General features: G+C 59.2%; 19 protein-coding genes. 4 read left to right on the top strand and 15 right to left on the bottom strand.

Annotation, left to right across the window (positions count from 1 at the left end; all coding sequences use genetic code 11):
- Nucleotides 1-10 precede the first annotated feature (10 nt).
- The 11 genes from ccoN to PKC29_01180 all read right to left on the bottom strand — a co-directional run bounded on the left by ccoN (nt 11) and on the right by PKC29_01180 (nt 10,837).
- On the bottom strand, nt 11-2,167 hold the full coding sequence (gene ccoN / locus PKC29_01130) for a cytochrome-c oxidase, cbb3-type subunit I (GenBank protein ID HML94012.1): 2,157 nt from the start codon (nt 2,165-2,167) through the stop codon (nt 11-13).
- Nucleotides 2,164-2,349 (bottom strand): cbb3-type cytochrome oxidase assembly protein CcoS, encoded by a 186-nt coding sequence (gene ccoS / locus PKC29_01135; GenBank protein HML94013.1) that lies wholly within the window; start codon nt 2,347-2,349, stop codon nt 2,164-2,166. The genes ccoN and ccoS overlap by 4 nt, the downstream gene beginning before the upstream one ends.
- Complete coding sequence (locus tag PKC29_01140; GenBank protein ID HML94014.1) at nt 2,346-4,802, bottom strand: heavy metal translocating P-type ATPase; 2,457 nt, start codon at nt 4,800-4,802, stop codon at nt 2,346-2,348. The genes ccoS and PKC29_01140 overlap by 4 nt, the downstream gene beginning before the upstream one ends.
- 432 nt (nt 4,803-5,234) lie before the next feature.
- Complete coding sequence (locus tag PKC29_01145; GenBank protein HML94015.1) at nt 5,235-5,774, bottom strand: GNAT family N-acetyltransferase; 540 nt, start codon at nt 5,772-5,774, stop codon at nt 5,235-5,237.
- Complete coding sequence (locus PKC29_01150; protein HML94016.1) at nt 5,767-6,444, bottom strand: MarC family NAAT transporter; 678 nt, start codon at nt 6,442-6,444, stop codon at nt 5,767-5,769. Before PKC29_01150 ends, PKC29_01145 begins: the two co-directional genes overlap by 8 nt.
- 30 nt (nt 6,445-6,474) lie before the next feature.
- Nucleotides 6,475-7,608, bottom strand: a complete 1,134-nt coding sequence (locus PKC29_01155; protein ID HML94017.1) for an FAD-dependent oxidoreductase — start codon at nt 7,606-7,608, stop codon at nt 6,475-6,477.
- Between the two features lie 46 nt (nt 7,609-7,654).
- A complete protein-coding gene (locus PKC29_01160; GenBank protein ID HML94018.1) occupies nt 7,655-8,377 on the bottom strand; it encodes a methyltransferase domain-containing protein in 723 nt (240 codons plus the stop codon).
- A complete protein-coding gene (locus PKC29_01165) occupies nt 8,322-8,870 on the bottom strand; it encodes a GNAT family N-acetyltransferase (protein HML94019.1) in 549 nt (182 codons plus the stop codon). Before PKC29_01165 ends, PKC29_01160 begins: the two co-directional genes overlap by 56 nt.
- Nucleotides 8,871-8,923: 53 nt before the next feature.
- A complete protein-coding gene (locus PKC29_01170; GenBank protein ID HML94020.1) occupies nt 8,924-9,283 on the bottom strand; it encodes an STAS/SEC14 domain-containing protein in 360 nt (119 codons plus the stop codon).
- Nucleotides 9,284-9,308: 25 nt separating this feature from the next.
- Nucleotides 9,309-10,097: a hypothetical protein gene (locus PKC29_01175; GenBank protein ID HML94021.1), complete on the bottom strand. Its 789-nt coding sequence runs from the start codon at nt 10,095-10,097 to the stop codon at nt 9,309-9,311.
- A gap of 203 nt (nt 10,098-10,300) precedes the next feature.
- A complete protein-coding gene (locus PKC29_01180; protein HML94022.1) occupies nt 10,301-10,837 on the bottom strand; it encodes a hypothetical protein in 537 nt (178 codons plus the stop codon).
- 349 nt (nt 10,838-11,186) lie between these two features.
- Here PKC29_01180 and PKC29_01185 point away from each other — a divergent pair, with 349 nt between their 5' ends.
- A complete protein-coding gene (locus PKC29_01185; protein HML94023.1) occupies nt 11,187-11,666 on the top strand; it encodes a hypothetical protein in 480 nt (159 codons plus the stop codon).
- 96 nt (nt 11,667-11,762) lie between these two features.
- On the opposite strand, the gene PKC29_01190 is transcribed toward PKC29_01185, so the two are convergent.
- On the bottom strand, nt 11,763-14,459 hold the full coding sequence (locus PKC29_01190; GenBank protein HML94024.1) for an HAD-IC family P-type ATPase: 2,697 nt from the start codon (nt 14,457-14,459) through the stop codon (nt 11,763-11,765).
- Between the two features lie 88 nt (nt 14,460-14,547).
- On the bottom strand, nt 14,548-15,495 hold the full coding sequence (locus PKC29_01195; protein HML94025.1) for a universal stress protein: 948 nt from the start codon (nt 15,493-15,495) through the stop codon (nt 14,548-14,550).
- Between the two features lie 224 nt (nt 15,496-15,719).
- Here PKC29_01195 and ychF point away from each other — a divergent pair, with 224 nt between their 5' ends.
- Together ychF and PKC29_01205 are read left to right on the top strand one after the other, a co-directional pair.
- Nucleotides 15,720-16,820, top strand: a complete 1,101-nt coding sequence (gene ychF / locus PKC29_01200; GenBank protein HML94026.1) for a redox-regulated ATPase YchF — start codon at nt 15,720-15,722, stop codon at nt 16,818-16,820.
- The gene (locus PKC29_01205) at nt 16,813-17,916 is read left to right on the top strand and encodes a quinone-dependent dihydroorotate dehydrogenase (protein ID HML94027.1); all 1,104 of its coding nucleotides are present in this window, start codon (nt 16,813-16,815) and stop codon (nt 17,914-17,916) included. Before ychF ends, PKC29_01205 begins: the two co-directional genes overlap by 8 nt.
- 524 nt (nt 17,917-18,440) lie before the next feature.
- On the opposite strand, the gene argJ is transcribed toward PKC29_01205, so the two are convergent.
- Entirely contained in the window at nt 18,441-19,616 is a 1,176-nt protein-coding gene (gene argJ, locus PKC29_01210; protein HML94028.1) for a bifunctional glutamate N-acetyltransferase/amino-acid acetyltransferase ArgJ, read from the bottom strand.
- A complete protein-coding gene (gene recO / locus PKC29_01215) occupies nt 19,613-20,323 on the bottom strand; it encodes a DNA repair protein RecO (GenBank protein HML94029.1) in 711 nt (236 codons plus the stop codon). Before recO ends, argJ begins: the two co-directional genes overlap by 4 nt.
- 169 nt (nt 20,324-20,492) lie before the next feature.
- Here recO and PKC29_01220 point away from each other — a divergent pair, with 169 nt between their 5' ends.
- Nucleotides 20,493-21,917 (top strand): hypothetical protein, encoded by a 1,425-nt coding sequence (locus tag PKC29_01220; GenBank protein HML94030.1) that lies wholly within the window; start codon nt 20,493-20,495, stop codon nt 21,915-21,917.
- Nucleotides 21,918-21,921 lie beyond the last annotated feature (4 nt).

Consider the following 21,921-nt stretch of genomic DNA (forward strand, 5'->3'; position numbering starts at 1 on the left):
TATGAAAGGGCTATCTGTTTGATGATGCCACCCCCTCGGGACTTTTTTTGCCGAGGCTCTGGAGATAGGCTATGAGCGCTATCATCTCGGTGTCTTTTATGGACTTGAGGGAATCGTCCTGCTCCAGAAGGCCTTCGTAGATGACGGCGGCCTGCTTCTCGGCGTTGATGTCGGCGTTGGCTACCTCGTCGTCCGTGTAGGGGACCCCGAGCATTCTCATGACGCTGAATTTCTTCCTGAGAATCGTGTAGTCGAGCTTGCTTGACGCGAGCCACGGGTAGGCCGGCATGATGGATTTCGGTGTGATGGCCCTCGGGTCGATCATGTGCCGGAGGTGCCACATGTCGGGGTACTTACCGCCGACGCGGGCGAGGTCGGGCCCCGTCCGCTTGGAGCCCCACTGGAACGGCCTGTCGTACATCGATTCGCCGAGCGTCGAGCTGTCGCCGTACCTGAGGACGTCGAAGGGAAGCTTCCTTATCATCTGGGAATGGCACACGTAGCAGCCTTCCCTTACGTAAATGTCCCTTCCCGCGAGCTCGAGCGGCGTGTAGGGCTCGGTCTTCTCCGCGGCCGGGAGGTATTTGTACATGGAGAGCGTGGGTATTATCTCGATTACCGATCCCACGGCTATGGCTATGAACATGAGCACCGTGAATATGGCGCTCATGGCTTCGAGCTTCCTGTGCCCCTTGCCCATCTCGCTCGGGTCCATCGTATCGACTGTCGCCGCCGCGGCCGCCTTGTCGGTCTTCGGCGCGGTCTTGACCGTCATCAATACGTTATAGATGAGGAGGAGGAAGCCCGTAAGGTAAAGGGCCCCGCCTATGAACCTGACGTAGTAGAGGGGCACTATGCGCATCACCGTCTCGACGAAGTCGGGGTAAACGAGCTGCCCGTTTTCGCCTATGGCCATCCACATGAGCCCCTGGGTGATGCCGCTCGCCCACATCGAAATGTAGTAGAGCAGGATGCCGAGGAGGCCTATCCAGAAATGCCAGTTCATGAGGCGGACGCTGTACATGTCCCTGTGCCAGAGCTTGGGCACGAGGTAGTAGATGACGCCGAAAGTCAAAAAGCCGTTCCAGCCGAGAGTCCCGCCGTGCACGTGGCCGATGATCCAGTCGGTGTAGTGCGCGAGCGAGCTCACGGATTTAATGGACAGGAGCGGGCCCTCGAACGTGGACATACCGTAGAACGTGACGGCGACGGCCAGGAATTTCAGGATCGGGTCCGTCCTGACCTTGTCCCAGGCGCCTCTCAGCGTGAGGAGGCCGTTTATCATGCCGCCCCAGCTCGGCGCCCAGAGCATGAGACTGAATATCATGCCGAGCGTCTGCGCCCAGTCGGGAAGGGAGGTGTTCAAGAGGTGGTGCGGGCCGGCCCATATGTATATGAAGACGAGGGACCAGAAGTGAATTATCGAGAGCTTGTAGCTGTATATCGGCCTGTTGGCTGCCTTGGGCACGTAGTAGTACATGAGCCCGAGGAACGGTGTCGTGAGGAAGAACGCGACGGCGTTGTGGCCGTACCACCACTGGACCAGCGCGTCCTGCGCGCCGGCGTATACGGGGTAGCTCTTCAGAAAAGCTACCGGTATCTCTATCGAGTTCACGATGTGAAGGACGGCGACCGTTATGATCGTCGCGATGTAGAACCATATCGCGACGTAGAGGTGCTTCACGCGCCTTATCGCTATCGTGCCGAAGTAGTTTACGGCGAAGATGACCCAGACGACGGCTATGGCGACGTCGAGCGGCCATTCGAGCTCGGCGTATTCCTTTCCGTGCGAATATCCCAAGGGGAGCGTGATGAGCGCGCCCACTATTATGAGCTGCCAGCCCCAGAAGTGGATGTTGCTGAGGGCGTCGGAATACATACGCGTTTTAAGCAGCCGTTGGGTCGAGTGGTACATGCCGGCGAATATGATGTTGCCCCCGAACGCGAATATCGCCGCGTTCGTGTGAAGGGGGCGTATCCTGCCGAACGTCAGCCAGGAAAGGTCCATGTTGGCCGGCCAGTAGGCGAGCTGGAGCGCGGCCAGGAGGCCCACTATGAAGGCGGCCGCTCCCCAGAATATAGTGGCCGTGAGGAATTTCCTGACTATGACGTCGTCGTAAAATATCTTCTCGGTCATGGCGGCGTTCCCCGCCGTTACAGAGCTCATTTATCGGTGTCCTCCTTTGGTTTCCGGTGTGAGTCTTCGGATTCGTAGTCGTCAAGAAGCATCCTGTGGCTCGGGGTCTCGAGGTCGTCGTACTGCCCCTTTCCCGTCGCCCATACGAATGCCGCAAGGAAAATTACCGCTATCGTTATTGAAACTCCGAGCGTAAGAAAAATTATGTTCAAGCCGCTGCCCTCCTTTTATCCCCGGCTCGGGCGGATGTGCCCGCGAGCGCCGAGCCGAGAAGAAGCAGCGACACCGCCGGCATTAAAACAGCCGCCGCCAGGGGGGTGATGTACCCTGCCAGAGCGAATGCACCCGCGATAGAGTTGTATGAGATCGAGAGCGCGATGTTTCGTTTCGCAGTGGCCCTGGCGGCGGCGGCGAGGCCGATAAGATCGAGAATGGTAAAAAGGTCGTTGTTGAGAATGTAGGCGTCGGATACCTTCATGCTTTCGCCGACGCTGCCTTGGATCGCGACGCCGACGTCGGCGGATGCGAGGGCGGGGGCGTCGTTGAGCCCGTCGCCTATCATCATGGAGCGGCCGTGCCGTGCGATTATTTCGGACTTGCCTTCGGGGGTTTCGCCGGAGAAGACGTTCTCCAGGGGGACGTCGATCCTTTCGGCCACCTGCTTTACGTTCTCTCCCTTGTCCCCCGATACGATGAAGACGCCGAAGCCGGCCCCGGCGAGCCCGCGGACGGCGAATTTCGCGTCTTCCTTGAGGGAATCGCCGAGCATGATTTCGGATATCGGCTCGCCGTCTTTGCGCACTATGATAGTCGACGTTATCAGCTCGTTGATTTCATTCGCGGCGGGGGCGGAGATGTCGCCCGAGGTGACGGTGTAGACGCTGCCCCACGCTTCTGCGGAAACGCCCCTGGTATAGAGGTGCTCGAAGCCACTGACTTCGGGGACTGGGAGATCCATTCCCGAAAGCCGGCTTACTATGGCCCTCGCGATAGGGTGGTCGGACTTTTTTTCTATGGCCAGTATCGCGCCGAGGTCGCGGTCGTCGAGGGACTCGGTATCCCACTTGAGTATCCTGAAGACGCCGTTCGTGAGAGTGCCGGTTTTGTCGAAAAATATGTTTTGAATCCCGGGGAGCTTGTCGAATATCCCGGGGGCGCGGATCAGGATTCCCCTGCCCGCCGCCGACTTGAGCGATATGCTGTGAAAGAGCGGGAGAACGAAGACGAACGCGCACGGGCAGGCTATGAGTATGAATGCCATTACCCTTTCTATGCCTTGCTGCGTTCCGTAGAGGTGCGAAATGGCGAAGAATGCGGTTATGGAAATCACGCCCACGGCGAGGGTGAAAACGGCCGCGTACCTGTCGCCGCCCCCGGAGAGGCTGATTTTGCCGGCGTAGCTGCGCTCGACGTCGTCGAGTATCTTGCCGATGCGTGTCGATTTGCCGGTGCTCGAAACCTTTAGCACCGCCTCGTCCGATTCGAGTATGGAGCCCGCGAAGACGGGGTCTCCCTTTTCTATCGTCCGGGGGATGTTCTCGCCCGTGAGCACGGCGAGGTTTATTTCGGCGGTGCGCGAGACGAGCTCGCCGTCGGCCGGGATGCGCTCGCCCCGGGAGAGCTTTATCCTGCTCCCTGGCTCGAGGCTTTCGAGGGGTTCGTAGAAGAATTGCCGCGCCTTGTTGTCCCAGACGAGGACCCGGTTCAGCGAGAAGAAGGTTTTGCCGGGCTGCTCCCTTTCGGACAGGCGGCCCCTTACGGATTTCAGGAAGTATCTGCTGCCCAGGAGTAGAAAGACGAAGGCCGTTATCGAATCGAAGTAGACGGCGCTGCTCCCGACGAAGAGGTTGTGCGCGCTGAGCCCGAAGCCCGCCAGTATGACGAAGACTACCGGTATGTCCACCGTGACGCGCCTTGATCTTAACGCCCCGGCGACGCTCCTGTAAAAGGGGAGGGCGCAGTACGTTACTACGGGTATCGAAAGCATGAAGCTGACCAGCGTGAAATATTCCTCGAAAACGCCGCCCGCGCCGGAATAGATCGCCGCCGAGAGGAGCATGATATTGCCCGCGCACACGGCGGCGACGGCGAGCCTTATGAGGGAGCGCCTGTTCTCCTTTTTCCTGAGCTCGTCCGTGTCCTCGCCCGGCTTTACGGGGTGGGCTCTGTAGCCGAACCTCTTTACGGCGTCGGGGAAAGAAGAGAATTTTTTGTCCTGCGTGAACGTTACGGACGCCGTATTGTCGGACATGTTGAGCGAGACGGACTCGACCCCTTCGGCGCACGAGGGAATCTTCTCGATGAGCCAGAGGCAGGCCGCGCACTCTATGCCCTCGACGTAGAAGTTCATGGTGAGGGGGCTTTCTTCCGTCGTATAGATGTCGATGAAGCTCTTTTGGTCGAGGTAGGAGTAATCCTCGGCGGAGCCGGGGTCTTGAGCCGGGGCGGACCCCGGTATGTTCTGGGCGGCGCGGATTTTATAGTAATCGTCGAGGCCGAGGGTGTTCAGTATCTCGTAAACGGCCCGGCACCCCGTGCAGCAGAAGCGAAGACCGCCCGCTTCGACGGCCGTCCCGGCGTCGGCGGGATCGCCGCAATGGGCGCAGCCCCTGCGTTCGGCCGGTTCCTCCCCGTTCCGTTCTTTAACTGCGGATGTATCTGTCATCGCCTCGATCTCAACTCTACGCCGAAATCAGGTGCAATAACCGTGCCAGAGGGCAGTTAAGTGAATACCGGGTGTCCGGAGTCGTACGATATGTCCATTGTCAGAAATTTGGACAGAACGGGGAAGTGGGGCATGCAGGATTACACGCCCCCGTCGCCCATTATCCGGTTTTAGTGCGGTGTGGATATTACGGCCCCGAGCGGGAATGGGGCTCAGCTGAGCCAGAGATAAATGGCAAGTATAAAGAAAATAACTATGGCGGACACGAAAAGGAACGCGCCCAAGTTCTGGTCTGATTTATTCATGGTCTGTCTCCTCTTTTAAGCCTATGTATTATAGAATGAACGGCGGCATAATCAACCCGTCCGGGCGGCGATGCCGGAAATTGTCATTTTCGTGGACGCGCCGGGGCGCAGCCGGCGACGGGGGGATTCATCGCGGGAGCTCTTTTTTCATAAAGAAGCATTCGATTTTAACGTCTTTTCGCTCCTCGACCACGGCCTCGACCAGTGTGAAGCCCATCTTCTCGAAAAGGGGCCTCGATATCCTGCTCGCGTCGGTGTGGAGGACCCCGGAGCCGGAGGCGATCGCCGCCTCCTCGAGGCGCCTGTAAATCAGGGTGGCTATGCCCATCCTCGAAAATTCCCTGAGCGTGTAGAGGAATTCTATGCGGTTTGCGGGCTTTAGCTGCCCGAACGCCGCCATACGGCCGCCGCATTCGGCTATCAGAGTGAGGCCCTCGGCGAGCCTGTGACGGAGCTCCTCGACCTCGTCGGCGTAGGACGCCCATGCTTCGACCTCGGCCCGGGAGTAGCGCTCTATGCCTATTTCGGTGACGGACTTTCTGTATAGATCGGATATGGCCTCGGCGTCTTCGGGCCTGTAGCGCCTTATCGTGACGTCCGGCGGGACCGGGCAGGCAGGAGGGGCGATGCCGGGCCGGAGGCCGACGGGATTCCCGCCCTCACTCATTCCACACCTCTTTTATCATCCGGAGGACGGGCCGCGAGAACTCTTCATTGAGCATGAAGTCGTAGATTCCGACGACTATGAACTGGACACCGACGCATATGAGTATGAACCCGAGTATGCGCGTGAGGACGTTGACGCCGTATTCGCCGAGGAGGTTCTTCACGCTGCCCGCAACCCTGAGGCATATATACGTGACGGCGGCGACTGCCAGTATGCCGAGGGACTCGGCGGCGTAGTCGAGCCGCGAGCCCGCCGTGGCCGCCATGCCTATCGTTACGGCGATGGCCCCGGGCCCGCTCAGCATGGGGACGGCCAGGGGGCTGAAGGCTATGTCGTCGGCGCTGCCGGTTTTGCTCTCGGCGTTTATCGCCCTCAGGTCTTTGTATTCGGGGTTAAGCATCTTGAACCCGATGCTGAGTATGATGATACCGCCCGCTATCCTGATGCCGGGGAGGGATATGCCGAAGAACTTCATTATGAGGACGCCGGCGACGAGGAATATGACGAGGATTATCGTCATGTAAACCGAGGCGAGGAGGGCTTCGCGATTCCTCTTCGAGTCGTCCATGTCCTTAGAGAGCGATATGAACGTGATGGCGACGGAGAAGGGGTTAACTATCGGCAGGAGCGCGATTATCGTCCCGAGGAGAACCTGCGTGAAGTCCGTCATGGCTATATTTTACATCAACGTCATGCCGCATCATACGGCCGGCAGGTCTTTCCAGAATCTCGACTGGCCCGTGAATATGTGCCCGGTTACGACAGGGTCGGGCGAGAGGCTCCAGTCGCCGTACTGGTGGGAGCCGCCGAGCATTATGCCGTCCGAGCGGGGCATCATGTAGAGGCCTTCCCGCCTCATCAGGGTGATGTAGTCGATCTCGGGCTGGGGCTCGAGGACGGTGAGCTGTCCCTTTACGGGCTCGAGCTCGCGGTCGTTGAAGAGGAAATACGATCCGAGGCCGGTGCAGTTCATTATGAGGGGCTCTTCGAGCGACATGAGCTCCGTGATATCCCTGAATTCCCTGACCACGATCCTCCCGCCGCCGGCCCTGAAATCAGCCATCACGGCGTCGAGGTACGTGGGGGTGTCGATGAGCATCGTTTTTACGGTTGCGCACGAGGGCTCGTCGAACGGGTACTCGCCCGGGACGAGTATCCTGGGCTTGCCGTAGATCTCGGGAAGGTCGTAAATCACGTCAGGAAGCGTGACTGGGTAGTCGCCGAAATAAAAGTTGTCGGCGACCCCGACGCCGTAGCGGCTGCCTATCATCTTCCTGAAATAACCGAAGGAAAGGATGGACGCGCGGATGAACTGCCGGTAAAAGCCGGGCGTTATCATGTCCTTGTCGAATACCGTGAACGGCGACCATTGGCCGGCGGCGACGTTGGACGTCGTGTGAGGGGGGAGGTCTTTCGCGTATATGGTGACCCCGTATCCCTCCATCTGCATCAGCCTCGCCGTGGCGAGCCCCACGGCCCCGCACCCGAGGACGGCGCACGTTCTGTGTCCGAGGGGGGCGGCTTCCTTCACGGCTATGTGGGAGGTGCCCCAGGAGAGGGTGAGGCCTCCGCCTCCGTGGCCGTAGTTGTGGACGACGTCCTTTGGGCCGAGACGCTCGCGGCGGAGGACGAACCCCGAGGGCCTGTAGGGCCTTAGGCCGACGGCCTGCCGGAGGACCCTGCGCTCGGACACCTTTACCAGGGGGAAGTACCGGTAGGGCCGGACGGGCGGCTTCGTGACTTTGGGGGCGCAGGCGCCGGCCGCAGCCGACAGCAGGCCCAGGCCCGCTATCCCGACGAATTCTCTCCGGCTGAAAAGGTTTTCATCCGCCATGCAAGCCTCCTTCGAAAGTCCTCGGGCACGAGGCCGCCCCGCGCGGTTATTTAATCCCGGCGTAGGCGGCGAAGCATGCGTTCTTGTGAAGGACGTCCGTTTCCTTAAAACCGCACTCCTTCATGAGTTCGAGCTGATAGGAAACGCTCCTCGGGGTGTCTTCCCTGTCTATGTAGGCGAAGACTTTCTCTCTGTAGTCGGCTCCGCCCAGGCTTTCGAGATAGGCCCCGTAGCGTTCGTATTCGATGGCGTGAAGGGCGGGGCTTCCGCTCCATACCATGTCGCTTACGAGGAACACGCCGCCCGGTTTCATGAGGCCGTAAATTTTGCGGAAGCAGCTCTCCCAGTCGGCGTCGTCCCTGAGGTGATGAAGCACGGCGGCCGCCACCGTAATATCGTAATGTGAGGAGGGAAGGTCGGCGTCCCTGAAATCCCCGTGGAATACCCTGACCTCTCCCACGTTCTCCCGGGCCAGCCTCTCGCGGGCGCGGCGGAGCATGGGAAGACTGAGGTCGACGAGGTCGCAGTCGAGGCCGGGCAGGAGCCGGAGGATCGCGATGGTGTTGTTGCCAGCGCCCGAGCCTATGTCGAGGAGGTTTACGGCACCGGGGTTTATTCGCGCCGCTGCCTGCGATATGAGCTCCAGCATGAGCGGGGCGTCCAGGACGGCCTGCTGGCCTGTTTCGAGGTTCGAGAACCTCTCGACGTCGGCGTCAAACCGGGCTCTTATCTCGTCTATCGTCGATTTCCTGCCGGGCGAAGTCTTCACGACGTAATATTTTACCCTCGGGCAGCGCGAGCGCCATAGGTATGTGTATGACGCCGTATATGATCTTTTCTTCGGAGGTCCTGACGAACCCCAGATTTTCGTAGAACGGGACGGCGAAGCGTGAGGAGTGGACCGTCACACTTTCGGGAGGGGATTCTTCCGACTTTATGCGGTCGAGGGCGAGCCGGAAGAGCCCCTTCCCGATGCCCTTTCTATGGCGGGACTTGTCGACGAAGAGCATGGAGATGTGCTTCATTTCCCGGATCTCTATCATACCGGCTATTTCGCCGCCGGCTTCGGCGACGAGGACGAAGTGGGAGTCTTCCGAGCGCTTCTTAAGGGATCGGGGGTTCGCGTATTTAAAGAACTCGTCTATGCCTTCCTCGGAAAAATCAGGGGCGATGAATTCGTTGAAAGACCGTGCGACGAGGTTGGAGACGGCCGTCTCCTCGCCTGGCCGGGCGGCCCTGTAGAGGACATCGTGCTCGTTCATTGAAATCTCGCGGAAATCTCGCGGCGTTGGGGGAGTGGGAGTGAGGACGGTGCTTATTCCCTTATCCACTCCTTCGCCTCTTCCTTCTCTTCGAAGGTAAAGTGACGGACCTCGACGCCGGGGACTATGCTCCCGGCGATCCGGACCCACGTGCTGAGCCAGCCCTTGTCCGAGACGACGGCTTCCTTGTCGAACTCCCGCCAGTACTTGAGGCCGTAGTGGATGTCCTTCATGAAGGGGTTGACGGACATCCCCTTGAATTCTTCCATCTCGGCATAGACCCTGAGCTTTTTATGGAATTTCAGCCTCTCCTCCATGATCCCGACGATCTCGTCGAACTCGTTATCCTCGAGCTTTCCCGTGACGCGGAAGCCTATTATATTCCCTTCATCGAAGGGGATTATTTCGATCATGGCACTCTCCTGTAAACAGGATACCTCAATTCGTGCCGAGCTGATTGTTCACGCAGAATACGGTCATGCGGTAATCGTAGATCTCGCCCTTCTTCCACACAGCGCTGCAGCTCTGAATGATCTTCCTTTCGGGCGAGCCCGCGGGGTATTGCTGGAGCATCTGGTTGAGCGTGGCGAGGGATTCCGTCTGGTTCTTTATGCAGTATTCCTGCATGCGCTGGTCGGCCGGCCAGCTCGCGATGCACATGCGCTGTATTTTCTGGGCGGACGTTTCCTTGACGGGCCTGGGCGCCGGAGCCGCGGCGGCAGCCGAGGGGCTCGTTATGAGGCTGTTAACCTGCCTTATCTTGTTGTCGGCGGAAACGAGGTTCTGCCAGGCGTTCTCGGCATATTCGGACTTTATGTTGTTGTCGGTCTCGACGCACGCGGCCGCGTACTGAGTGAGGCCGTTCGAATAATCGCCGATGGCCTGAAGGGCCGTCGCGTGGACCTCGCCCATTCTCGGCGGAGGCGGGATGGTCGTAAGCCTCGTCTTCAGCGACTCGACTATGCCCTGGTAGTACCCGAACTCGTAAGAGCACCTGTCGGGGCTTCCGTGGACGAGGCTGACGGCGTTAGCGCTTACGGACTTCCCTACCTCGGAAAGCTCGTAGAGTATAGGCGTTATGTCTTTGAGGTATATCTTCTCGCGGTTGTCGAAAGTGTCCGCTTGGGCGGGCTCGGACAAGAGAACCCCCAGCGACAGTATCGACGCTGCCAGCAGTAAAAGCGCCGGCGTGAAAATTCCGGCAATCTCCCTATTTGTGCGGTGCATGGACATTCCTCCTTCTTGTTCCCGACGCCCGGTCGGGGGCGCACAGGTTTTGCTAATAAATCTAAATTACATGATTGTGACGCAGTTTCTAAGCTATTTTTTTATTTACTGTAAGCCGTTTTTCCGTTTACGAGAAAGCATTTCCGGCCTTACGCGGCCTGCCGAAGGGAAGGGGCGCCGTCTCGCGCACGCGCCTTCCGGCCCTATTCCTTAAACGCCTTGGTGAGGGGGGCGTCGAACTCGACGTCGATCTTCGGCCCCCCGGCGGCCGAGGCATCGACCGACATCTTGCCGGCCTTTTTCCCGGGCGCGTCTGTCGTCAAGGTCAGCGCGGAGGTGTCGGTATTACCCGAATACTGCATGAGCCCGTCGTTGGTGACGACCCAGTAAACGACCCTCACGGTGCCGCCGAAGTCCTCCGTGGAAAGCGTCATCCCTTCCGTCAGCCCGCCCGCGCAGCTTTGCGATTCGCATTTCGCTATCTGGCCGGAGATGTCGGCCGGCGAGAGGATTACGGTCGTTTCGGTCCGGTCGGAGTCGAACATGTCGGGCCCGGTGATGAGGTAGGCATATTTGAGCTCGACCGTTTTATCCTTGTACTGTATCTTGCCCTTTGCCGTTCCGCCCGCGGCGTCGGCGGCGGATGCAGGAAGGGCGGGAAAGGCGCTTAAAGCGGCCGCCAGTGCCAAGCACGATAAGGCTGAAAATATAAGTCGCGGATTCACAATATTACCCTTCATCTGTTTCTCCTTTACCCCTGGTTTTCGTGACGAACCGTCCGCCGGAAGGCCCTCGTTTCCGAGATTATGCTGCAGGCCGCAGCCCCCGTCAATGGGGATTATAAAATGCCCCGGAACGCCCGGCGCACTCCTGCCGCGGCCGCGGGAAAAAGCGTTCCGATGCATGTTTTCAGGGAAGCTTTTTTTATTATCACCCGGGCATTTATACCGGGTAAAGTTATATTCGAGAGAGCGGCGTGGGAAGCAGCCGGGCACCGTGCAGACCCGATCTTTGGCCCGGGATGTAAAACGGCGTCTGCCGTGTTTTTATCAAACCTTTTCCGGAGGTCGGAGCGTGAAATATTTGTGTATGATTATTTTGATTGTGCCGGTGCTCTTCGCGGGCTGTGTGGAGATCGGGGATTCGGGCTCGGACCCGATAGGCGGAGAGGTCGTCGAAGAGAGGGCGCTGACGGACGAGGAGACGGCCGTGTGGATCGACCAGGCGGAGTGCATGGAGACGGAGAGCAAGTCGAGAGACGACATACAGGACCTCGACGCCACGGAGGTGCCGATAGTGAGCGAGATCACGGTAAGGAACGATCTCACGTGCGGCGATGCACCGCCCGACAGCCTGGTAGCCTGCCAGTCGAGGGACGAGATAGCGTTTCAGAGCGGGCTCGATCACACTACCTTTCTTATGGCCTTAAGGCACGAGGAAATACACTACATTCTGTTCTTCCTGACGGGTGACGGCGACGGCAATCACCGGAGCATATGGTTCGATATAGAAGAGAGCCCCTGCCCTGAAACCGCCGCCGGGCAGTTGAGATTTGCGGTGTTTCCCTAGATTTCCCCGGATTTTCTTCCGCGGCGTCACGGCCGCATAGATACCGCTTTTGTCGGCGTCGGACGGTTTCCATTCCGGCTATTCATACCCCGACGTCTAACGGCCGGCCGGTCTGTTCCTGAACCACCACGTCAGCTTGTGAATCTCCATGGTTATGAAGATCGTGAGCGCAAGGGCGCCCACTACTCCCCACATCTCAAGGGATACGGGCTCCGTCCCGAGTATACTCTGCCCGATCGGCAGGTACATCGCCGCCACGTGAACCAGAAGTGCCGCGACGGCGCCGGTCAGAAGGATCGGGCTCCGGAAGGGAGAGAGTATGAGCGCGGATTTCGTCTCCGAGCGGCAGTTGCCTATGTGGACGTTTTCGAATAGCACCATCAGGAGGAGGAGCGCGTTACGGGCCGCGGCCTCGTTCCACCCGCTGTGGATGAGAACATAGAAAAAGCCGAAGCCCAGAATGCCCATGGTAAGGGTTGCCGCGAGCGTCCGCTCGATCATTATCTTGTTGAATATGCGCTCCCTGGGCGACCTCGGCTTCTTCTGGAGCGAGTCTCCCTCGCCCGGCTCGAAGGCAAGGGCTATGTCCTGTATGCCGTTTGTGACCAGGTTGAGCCATAGTATCTGGACGGGCAGGAGAGGGAGCGGAAGGCCCGCGATGATGCTCAGGAGAATGAGCACGAGCTCGGCGGCGTTCGTCGAAATCAGGAGGTAGATCACCTTCCGGACGTTGTCGTACGCAATACGGCCCTCCTCGACCCCGGCCACGATCGTCGCGAAGTTGTCGTCGCTGATCACGAGCTCGGACACCTCTCTCGCGACGTCGGTGCCCTCCTTTCCCATGGCTATGCCTATGTTGGCCGTCCTGAGGGCGGGGGCGTCGTTCACGCCGTCGCCGGTTACGGCCACGAAATGCCCGGCGCCCTGCACCGCCTCGACGATCTGGTATTTCTGGTTGGGGCTCACCCTCGCGAAGACGTTCGTGCGCTCGACTATTTTCTCCATCTCTTCGGGCGACTTCGACATTAACTCGGCGCCCGTCACGACCTGGGAATAATCGGAGGCCATGCCGAGGTCGCGCGCTATGGCGAGGGCCGTTACGGGGTGGTCCCCGGTCACCATCGATACCTCTATGCCCGCCTGCCTGCAGCTGTTTACCGCCTCCTTCACGCCGTGCCTGAGCGGGTCGATCATTCCCGCGAACCCGAGCAGCCCGAGGCCGGAGGGCTCGGGAGGGAACTCGGAGGGGCTCACCTCGCCGGCTATCTCCCCCTCGGCCAGCGCGAGCACGCGGTAGCCCCTGCCGGCCATGTCTTCGGCGATCGCGAGGAGACCGGACTTGTCCTCCTCTTTTTCGATCCCGCACATTTCGATAACCCTTTCGGGGGCGCCCTTCACGAAGACCGTCGTCGAGTGCCCGCCGGTTTTGTGATAGGAGGCCGAGAACTGCCGCTCGGGCTCGAATGGTATTTCGTTCACCTGCGGGCAGGAATCGAGGAGCGGCTCGCGTTCGTAGCCCAGCTTGTGGCCGAACGAGAGGAGCGATACGTCCACCGTGTCCCCGTGCCACACCCATCCGTGGTCCCTGTGGTGAAGGTCGGCTTCGTTGCACAGTACAGCGGCTATCGCCAGTCGCTCGAGCCAGGGTCGGCCGCCGCGAGCGACCGGCTTTCCGCCGGAGAGCACCTCTCCTTCGGGGGCGAAGCCGACCCCGCTCACCTCGAATGCCTCGCCGCCGGGGAGGATCACCTCTTTTACCGTGAGCTCGTTTCGCGTGAGGGTTCCCGTTTTATCGGTCGCTATATACGTGCAGCTTCCGAGCCCCTCGACCGCGACCAGCCTGCGGACGATAACCCCTCTCCGGGCCATTCTGGTCATGGCGACGGCGAGGGCTACCGTCATCGCCACGGGCAGGCCCTCGGGTATGGCCGAGACGGCGAGGGCCACGACGAAGTGGAGCATTTCGTTAAAGCCGTATCTCCCGAGCGCGAGACCGAGGAGGCCTATGGCGACAGCGGATATGAGCGCCACGAACCCGATTATGTGCGTGAACGTCTTCATCCTCGCTATGAGGGGCGGCTCGCCCTGGCCCCCGGACATCACGTCGAGAGCGAGCCGGCCGACCTGGGTCGCTTGCCCTGTCGCCGCGACCACGCCCTTGGCGCGGCCCCTCGTGACTATCGATCCGGCGTAGGCCATGTTCAGCGTGTCGCCGAGCGGCGTGCCCGGTCTTCCGATCCATGACCAGTCCTTCAGAACGGGGAGGGATTCGCCCGTCAGCAGGGATTCGTCTATCTCGAGCCCGTTTGTCGTAAGGAGCCTTATGTCAGCCGGGGCCCGGTTCCCGGATTCGAGCCAGACGATGTCCCCGGGGACTATGCTCTCGGCGTCGATGTCGACTATTTCGCCGTCTCTCTCTACGGTGGCTTTTATCTTCAGCAGTTTTTGCAGCGCCTTTGCGCTCTGCTCCGCACGCCATTCCTGGTAGCCGCCGATTATGGCGTTCAGGAGCAGCGCCACGATTATGAAGCCCGCGTCCGTCGGCTCTTTTATGGCAAAGGCTATGACGGCGGCGAAGACCAGTATGTACATGAGCGGGCTTCGGAACTGGTATATAAAGGTTTTCCAGAAAGGGGCAGGGGGCTTTTGCGGAAGCGAGTTGGTCCCGTACCGAGCCAGCCGCCCGGCGGCTTCGGAATCGCTGAGCCCGTTTTCCCGTGTGTCGAGCGCTTCGATAACCGCCCCCGGGTCCATGGCGTGCCAGATTCGTGTCTGTGATGGTTTATCGTTCATAGTGTTAAACTGCCCGTGATCGACGGGCGTACTTTGCGGGGAGATGGCCCCGGAAGGACCGGGAGTTTATTTGTTTTGTCCGGATATGCTAAAGCTTTACGGGCGAGACGAATCCGGCCGGTTTTACGGTCAATAACGAGCATTTCACCTGGCTCAGGACGGATTCGGCCGTGTTCCCTATTATAAACCCGGGCAATCCCGTTCTGCAGACGGTGCCCATGACGACGAGATCCATTTTTTCCCTTGCCGCGAATTTGGGAATTAGCACGGACGGATCGCCTTTAAGCAGATGGAGCTTGTATTCCGACTCGTCCAGACCGTTTTTCGCCAGGAGCGTTTCTACACATTCTTTGTGGGCGCGTCTCGTTTCGCCGAGAAGCTTCTTTATCTGTGCTTCGCTCTTTCCGAAACGCGGCCCCCTGAGCGCTTTTTCGCCGAAGAGGCTCCACGCGTGGACTATGTGAAGCTCGCTTTTTTCGTGTTTCGAAACCGAGAGGGCGAGCTCGAGAATGGAGCCGTTCAGCTCGTTGGTTTTTTGGTCCGTCGGGTCGGGGTCGATGGCGGCGAGAATGCGGGAATATTTCCGGGACCTTGACGGTTTCAGCATCCATACCGGGGAGGGGCATTTCCGAAGCAGGCCGATATCGACGCTTCCGAGGAGGGGATCCTTCGCCCTGCCCTTGCCCCCGGCGGTTTTTATCACGAGGTCGTGCTTGTTCCTGAGCACCTCTCTTATTATTTCTATCTGAGGCTTTCCGGTGAGGACTTTGACCTCGGCCTTTATCTTCGTACGGCTTTCGTACTTTTTTATCGCGTTTTTGATTTCGGAGAGCCTTTCGTCGACGAGGGCCTTTTCGAGCTCTTTGACAGAAACCATTTCCAGAAAATCATCCATTCTTTCGGGTATTCTTTCTACCACCCAGACGATCGTCAGCCCAGATTTGTTGTGTTTGGCTATGGAAAAGGCGCGCTCCAGGGCGTCCCGGCCGTTCTCCTTTCCGCTGTAAACCAGGAGTATCTTTTTAAATCCCGTCATCCGCCTGTCTCTAAATGCGATTTGTTCGAACCCGTGACTGCGTTGAATGTAATTACACGGGAAAAGTATTATACTTTTACAGTGGTCGCTTGCAAATTTCCCCGTGCCCGGGGGGCCTCGTTGCACGCCGGGTGCGTTCCTTGACTGCTTTTTCCATTGAGGTACGTTATCTCCTGACTTTTCTTGCAGACAGAAATTCAACATTACAGGTATAAAAAGGGATTATGGGACTCAGATGCGGACTGGTAGGGCTTCCCAACGTGGGGAAGTCTACTCTTTTTAATGCCCTTACGAGCGCAGGGGCGGAAGTCGGGAATTTCCCGTTCACCACGATAGACGACAACGTCGGCGTCGTGGCCGTCGCGGACGACAGGCTCCACAAGCTGGCCGAGCTTGTGAAGCCGCAGAAGCTTACGCCGACATACCTCGAAGTGGTAGACATCGCGGGCCTGGTCAAAGGCGCGTCCGAGGGGAAGGGCAGGGGGAACGCCTTTCTCGCCAGCATAAGGGAAGTGGACCTTATTCTCCACACGGTCCGATGCTTCGAGAACGATAACGTGGTGCACGTCGAGGGCTTCCCGGACGCGATGCGCGACATACATATCATAGAGGACGAGCTGTTGCTGAAGGACCTCGAAACCCTCGAAAAGCGGCAGGAGAAGCTCCAGTCGCAGGCAAAGGGCGGGGACAGGAAGATCAAGGATGCGCTCGAAGTGGTGACGCGCCTTAAGGAGTTCGTCGAGAACGGGAACAAGGCCCGGAATTTCCCGCTGGACGAGGAGTCGGCGAAGGTCGTAAAGGAGATGTATCTCCTTACCGACATCCCGATGATATACGTCTGCAACGTGAGCGAGGACGACATACCGGACGCCGCCGGGAACGAAGAGGTCGGGAAGGTGAGGGAGTACGCGGAGAAGGAGGGCTCGGAGGTTATAGTCCTTTCGGCGAAGATAGAGGCCGAGATCGCCGAGCTGCCGTACGACGAGAAGAAGCTCTTTCTGGACGAGCTCGGGCTCGAGGATTCCGGGCTCGACAGGCTCGTCAGGATTGCATATGATAAGCTGGGAATAATCACGTATTTCACGCAGGGGCCGAAGGAGGTCAGGGCGTGGACGATAAGAAAGGGGTGGAAGGCCCCGCAGGCGGCGGGCGTCATACATACGGACTTCGAGCGGGGGTTCATTCGCGCCGAGACGGCGTCGTACGACGACTTCATCGCGGCGGGCTCGGAGGCTGCACTAAAGGAAGCCGGCAAGATGCGCTCCGAGGGCAAGGAGTACGTCGTCAGGGACGGGGACATAATGCTCTTCAGGTTCAATGTATAAAGAGATAATAAGGCCTGTGCTGGACAGGCTAGATTCCGAAACGTTTCACGACCTGGCGAGGGAATCCCTTCACCTCGCCGAACTGACCCCCCTAACATTAAAGCTCGTAGAACTATTCGCCGACGGCGGCAGACGCTTTACGGACGAGAGGCTGCGTGTAAATCTCGGCGGGGTCGAGCTAGAAAATCCGCTCATCGTCGGCGCGGGATGGGACAAGGCGGGGAGGGCCGTGATGGCCCTATGGCAGCTCGGATTTGCGGCGGTGGAGGTGGGCTCGGTGCTGGAGTACCGCCAGCCGGGTAATCCGAAGCCGAGGCAGTTCATGGTCGCTCCGGGGACGGCGATAAACTGGCTCGGATTCAACAGCCCGGGGATGGACGTCGTCGCGAAGAATCTCAGCCGCTACAAGAACCCGCCGTTTAAGCTGGGGATCAGCATCGGGATGAACAAAGACGTCCCGCACGACGATTCGCCCCGCGCGCACGCAGTCGTCGCGGAGAGGCTTTACGGATACGCCGATTACTTCGCGATAAACGTGAGCTCGCCCAATACCCCCGGCCTGAGAAAGCTCCACGAGAAGGGGCGGACGGCGAACATCGTCAAGGCAGTGATAGCGGCCATGGAGGGGAAGGGCGGGCGGAAGCCGCTATTCGTGAAGGTCGCGCCGGAGCTCGGCTGGAAGGCGATAGACGATATACTCGAAGTCGCGATAGACCACGGGGTGACGGGGATAATCGCGACGAACACGGCGGACGTGCCGGAGATGAAGGCGAAGTACGGGGAGAGGTGGAGGACGCAGCCCGGCGGGCTCAGCGGGGACGATCCGGACTACAGGCGCATGGCGACGGAGAAGGTCGCCTACATATACAGGCAGGCGGGGGACAAGCTGGATATTATCGGCGTCGGCGGCGTGAAAGACGCGGAGACGGCGCTCGAAAAGATAAGGGCCGGGGCGAAGGCGCTGCAGATCGTGACGGCTATAAGGGGGGAGGGGACTGCCGTTGCGGGGAAGATTAACAAGGGGCTCGTGGAGTTCATGGAGAGGGAAGGGATGAGGTCTTTGGGGGAGATTGTGGGTGTGGATGCGGGGAGGTGAAGTCCAGTTGTAACCCGCGTTCGAAGGGGAGTATCCCAAAACTACACTGAAGGCATCCCGATAGTGGTCCGGTGCCGACATTGGGGGCGAGGACGGCTCGGCCTCTGCCGCGACGAGCCTTTTTCTAAGAGGGGAAGAGAAGAGAGATTGCTTCGCTTCGCTCGCAATGACTAATTATAGATAGATCTCTCACATTAGTTCGAGATGACAAAAAAAGATGCTTGATGTATTGCTGACGGAAAACTGAATGGGTTCCTGCCTCCGCAGGAATGACAGAAGCGGGGTGATTTCTCGCTCACTCGAAAAAGATAAATCCCCCCTTGCTCCCCCCTTTTCCTAAGGAGGGAAGAAAAGAATAAGATAAGACAAAGGATTAACTGAATAGGTTCCTGTCTGCACAGGAATGACAGAAATGTGGTGATTCCTCGCTCGCTCGGAATCGTTAGAAATGATAATATGCTATATATGATATATATACTTTCGGTATGGGCTATCCAAATTTATTCTACCAAAATCAGAGCTCTTCAAGTCCTATAGTGTGCGTTGATCTTGAGGTAGTCGAACGTGATGTCGCTCGTTACGACGAAGGAGCTTTTCTTGCCCGATTTAAGGTCGAGGGTTATGGAGAAGGTCGGCAGCTTCATGACTTCGAGGGCCTTTTCCTCGTCCATGACCGCCTTCGAGTTGCTTAAGACCTTGTGCCCGGCGAAGAAGAGGTCGAGCCTGTCCGGGTTGAAATCCACGCCCGCGCGTCCCGCCGCGGCGACTATCCTCCCCCAGTTCGGGTCTTCGCCGAAGAGTGCGCTCTTAACGAGGAGCGAAGTCCCGATAGTCCGCGCGACGGCCTCGGCGTCCTTTTCCGTCTTCGCGCCCTTGACGATTATCTTCACTACCTTGGTCGCCCCTTCGCCGTCCTTGACTATCATGTGGGCGACCTCGGATGCGGCTTCCGTGACTGCGTCCAGGAGCTTCTTGTAATCCTTGCCGCCGTCTACGGCCCTGTTGCCGAGCTTGCCGTTGGCGAGCAGGAGCACCGTGTCGTTCGTGGACGTATCGCCGTCTACTATGATCTTGTTGAACGAGCTGCCGTTCGAGTCGAAGAGTAGCCTGGAAAGCGCCCTTTTGCCTACGTTGACGTCCGTCATGATGTAGGCGAGCATCGTCGCCATGTTCGGCATTATCATCCCCGCGCCTTTGCCTATGACGGCGACCGTGCCCTTGCCGCCGCCGATGATGACATTCACGGACGCATATTTCGGGAACGCGTCCGTCGTCATGATGGCCTCGGCGGCGTCGAGCATGCCGTCCTCCCTTAGCCCGGAGACGAGCTGGGGCACGGCATTCTTGATCTTGTCCGTCGGGAGCGGGCCGCCGATGAGCCCCGTAGAGGACGGTATGACGAGGTCTTCGGCGATGCCGAGACCCCGGGCGAGGTAGCGCGATGTGAGTACCGCCGCCTTCATGCCCGCAGGGCCGGTGAACGCGTTAGCGATGCCGCTGTTTATCAGCACGGCCTGACAGTATCCGCCCTTTATCCTCTCCATTCCGAGGACGACGGGCGGGGCCTTGACGACGTTCGTCGTAAATACTCCCGCCGCTTTCGCGGGGGTTTCCGAGAATAAAAGGGCGAGGTCCTTCTTGCCCCTTTTTTTGATTCCGCAGGATATACCGCTCCCCAGGAAACCGGGAATCTTTATCATACTGTCAGCTCCTCTATGAACCTGGACGAATTCAATCTTTTCTCTGTGTGGTATTCGGTGAATCTGAGAAACAGTTTTACGTATTTTACAACATTCTCAAGGTGAAGCTCCATCAAATCCCTACGGCGGAGAAATTCTCTCGATACGAGGCCGCCGTTCCCGGCCCGGCTGCCGCACGCCGTGCAGACTACACCGCCCCTTCTTATGCTGAAATGAGCCCTGTCGCCGGCGTCGTTCCCGCACTCGGCGCAGGTTTCGAGATTGGGCTCGTACCCCGAAAGGGCGAGCGTCCGGAGCTGAAATTCCAGGATGGCCGGGAGAGCGCTTTTGCCCTCGTCGAGCTCTGTGAAGAGCCCCGTAAGCGCCTCGAACATCTCTTCGTTGGGGGCGTCTTTAGGCGTGAGGACGTCCACGATTTCGAGGGCGAGGCTGCCCCAGAGGAAGAGCCCGACGTCTTCCATCAGGCGGCGGAAGACCCTGACCGTTTCGGCGTCGTCGACAAACCTGAGGCCGCCGCTTCTTTCCTTGTACCTCGCGCGGAAGAGGACGAACGGCTCTATCCTCCCGCCGAAGCGCTTCCCGCTCGTCCGGGCGTTCTTCGCAAACCCGCTTATCTTCCCCGAGTCCCTAGTGAAAAGCGTGAGGACGTAGTCTCTTTCGCCGTAGGGGGCTTTTCTCAGGAGATATGCCTCCTGCCCGTTTATCATACTGTTATTATTACCAAAGAACGCCCTCTCCGCGAGGGCTTGGGGAATGTATCCTTTCGCCGGTCTGGTGGAAAAGGGGCCGATATTTTATAATAAAGCCGGGTACCGGGTTTTGGGTGCGTCGGTTCATCATTGGGGGATGATGGAATACGGCGGACCGGAGTGAACTATGAACGGAATAAAAATACTCTTCGAGAGGCAGGTTATTTCTATACTGTCGGCGGCGCTGCTCGCCGTAATCTTTATGCAGGCATATGGCGCACCCGCCCGCGCGGCCGACGGTTACAGCGCGGAGGAAAAGATATATCTTAAGAACGTGACGCCGATATTATACGAATATTCACAGGTGGCCTCGCAGGTGAGCGCGAACGTTCTCCCGCTTCAGTCCGCGCCGCCCGAGAAATGCTCGGGCGAGTTTTCGGGTTATTTCGCTATAATGAGCTCTCTCGGGAAGCAGCTCGGGACGATTACGCCCCCCGCGAGGTTCAAGTCGGTCCAGGCCGATTCGGCTTCGGCCATATCGGATTACGAGACCGCACTTAACCTCTATAGCGCCGCATGCACCCAGGAAGACTTCGGTACGAAGGGAGAGCTCGTAAGCCGTGCAGGGGCGGGCGTGAACAGGTCCGTGGCAAAGATAAACGAGGTTTATAAGGATATAGAGGACCTCGGCGCGGTTGCCGCCGCACAGCCCGCCGCCGGAAGCACGGCCCCCGAAAAACTCTCGGAGTCGGCTATCGAGACCGCGCCTTCCGAAGAGTCTGCCCAAATGGAGGAGCAGTACGTAGAAGAGGGAACCCGGGCGGCGGCTCCCGCGCAAAAGACGAGGGAGGAAATTCTCGAGGAGCTTTCGGGGACAGCGGACACGGGCGCTCGGCCACAGGCCCTGCAGCCGGAACCCGAAGCCCCGGCCGCTCCCGTCGCCGAAGCGCCCGAGGCGGCCCCGCCGGCCGTGAAAGCGCCCGAGCCCGTAAAGCCGGTGCCGCCCACGGTACCCCCGGCCCCGGTCGTGGAACCCGAGCCGGTTGCGACAAAGGCCCCGCCCGCACCTGAAAAACCTGAAGCGGCTAAAACCGAACCGGTCCCGTCCCCTGAGGCCGCCGCTCCGGCCCCGGCCGCGGCTGAAGAAGCCGTTCCTCCCGCAGGCCGGGCGGTGAGTCCCGCGGAGCAGGCGGCCGTCGAGGAAGCCGTTCGGGCTGCCGAAGAAGCCGAAGAAGTCGGCCTGCAGCCTCCGGGCCCCGGCGAAGCGGCGTCTGAAGCCGTGGGCGAGAAGTCGATGGACACCGCCGCGCTCACGCCGGAAGAGCTGAAAGAGGAGGCTCTTCCCGAGGACGAGATCAATTCCTGGTGCAGCGGCAGGTACCAGACCGATTTCGAGCGTGAGTCCTGCGTCGAAAAGAGGACCGCAGCGAGGGACAAGGCCGAGGTGCTCGTCTCGTCTTTCGAGGACGGCACGCCCGAAAGGGAGATAGTCGAAAAGTGCAGGGCGGACTGGAAAGAGGGCATGACCTATAATTACGAAATGGTCGTATCGTGTACGCAGTTCTTCTGTAGTCAGAAGGGGCTCGAAGCGTGCACGCAGCTTGCGAAGTAGGGCC

The sequence above is a fragment of the Thermodesulfobacteriota bacterium genome (assembly GCA_035325995.1).
Classification (GTDB): domain Bacteria; phylum Desulfobacterota_D; class UBA1144; order Nemesobacterales; family UBA2774; genus JADLGH01.

What these genes read in the sequence shown, in the direction of transcription:
- PKC29_01155 (HML94017.1), bottom strand. Translation starts at nt 7,608, where the DNA reads ATGGCGGATGAAAACCTTTTCAGCCGGAGAGAATTCGTCGGGATAGCG.
- ccoN (HML94012.1), bottom strand. Translation starts at nt 2,167, where the DNA reads ATGAGCTCTGTAACGGCGGGGAACGCCGCCATGACCGAGAAGATATTT.
- recO (HML94029.1), bottom strand. Translation starts at nt 20,323, where the DNA reads ATGATAAACGGGCAGGAGGCATATCTCCTGAGAAAAGCCCCCTACGGC.
- argJ (HML94028.1), bottom strand. Translation starts at nt 19,616, where the DNA reads ATGATAAAGATTCCCGGTTTCCTGGGGAGCGGTATATCCTGCGGAATC.
- PKC29_01185 (HML94023.1), top strand. Translation starts at nt 11,187, where the DNA reads ATGATTATTTTGATTGTGCCGGTGCTCTTCGCGGGCTGTGTGGAGATC.
- ychF (HML94026.1), top strand. Translation starts at nt 15,720, where the DNA reads ATGGGACTCAGATGCGGACTGGTAGGGCTTCCCAACGTGGGGAAGTCT.
- PKC29_01140 (HML94014.1), bottom strand. Translation starts at nt 4,802, where the DNA reads ATGACAGATACATCCGCAGTTAAAGAACGGAACGGGGAGGAACCGGCC.
- PKC29_01195 (HML94025.1), bottom strand. Translation starts at nt 15,495, where the DNA reads ATGACGGGATTTAAAAAGATACTCCTGGTTTACAGCGGAAAGGAGAAC.
- PKC29_01145 (HML94015.1), bottom strand. Translation starts at nt 5,774, where the DNA reads ATGAGTGAGGGCGGGAATCCCGTCGGCCTCCGGCCCGGCATCGCCCCT.
- PKC29_01180 (HML94022.1), bottom strand. Translation starts at nt 10,837, where the DNA reads ATGAAGGGTAATATTGTGAATCCGCGACTTATATTTTCAGCCTTATCG.
- PKC29_01170 (HML94020.1), bottom strand. Translation starts at nt 9,283, where the DNA reads ATGATCGAAATAATCCCCTTCGATGAAGGGAATATAATAGGCTTCCGC.
- PKC29_01220 (HML94030.1), top strand. Translation starts at nt 20,493, where the DNA reads ATGAACGGAATAAAAATACTCTTCGAGAGGCAGGTTATTTCTATACTG.
- PKC29_01150 (HML94016.1), bottom strand. Translation starts at nt 6,444, where the DNA reads ATGACGGACTTCACGCAGGTTCTCCTCGGGACGATAATCGCGCTCCTG.
- PKC29_01165 (HML94019.1), bottom strand. Translation starts at nt 8,870, where the DNA reads ATGAACGAGCACGATGTCCTCTACAGGGCCGCCCGGCCAGGCGAGGAG.
- PKC29_01190 (HML94024.1), bottom strand. Translation starts at nt 14,459, where the DNA reads ATGAACGATAAACCATCACAGACACGAATCTGGCACGCCATGGACCCG.
- PKC29_01205 (HML94027.1), top strand. Translation starts at nt 16,813, where the DNA reads ATGTATAAAGAGATAATAAGGCCTGTGCTGGACAGGCTAGATTCCGAA.
- PKC29_01175 (HML94021.1), bottom strand. Translation starts at nt 10,097, where the DNA reads ATGCACCGCACAAATAGGGAGATTGCCGGAATTTTCACGCCGGCGCTT.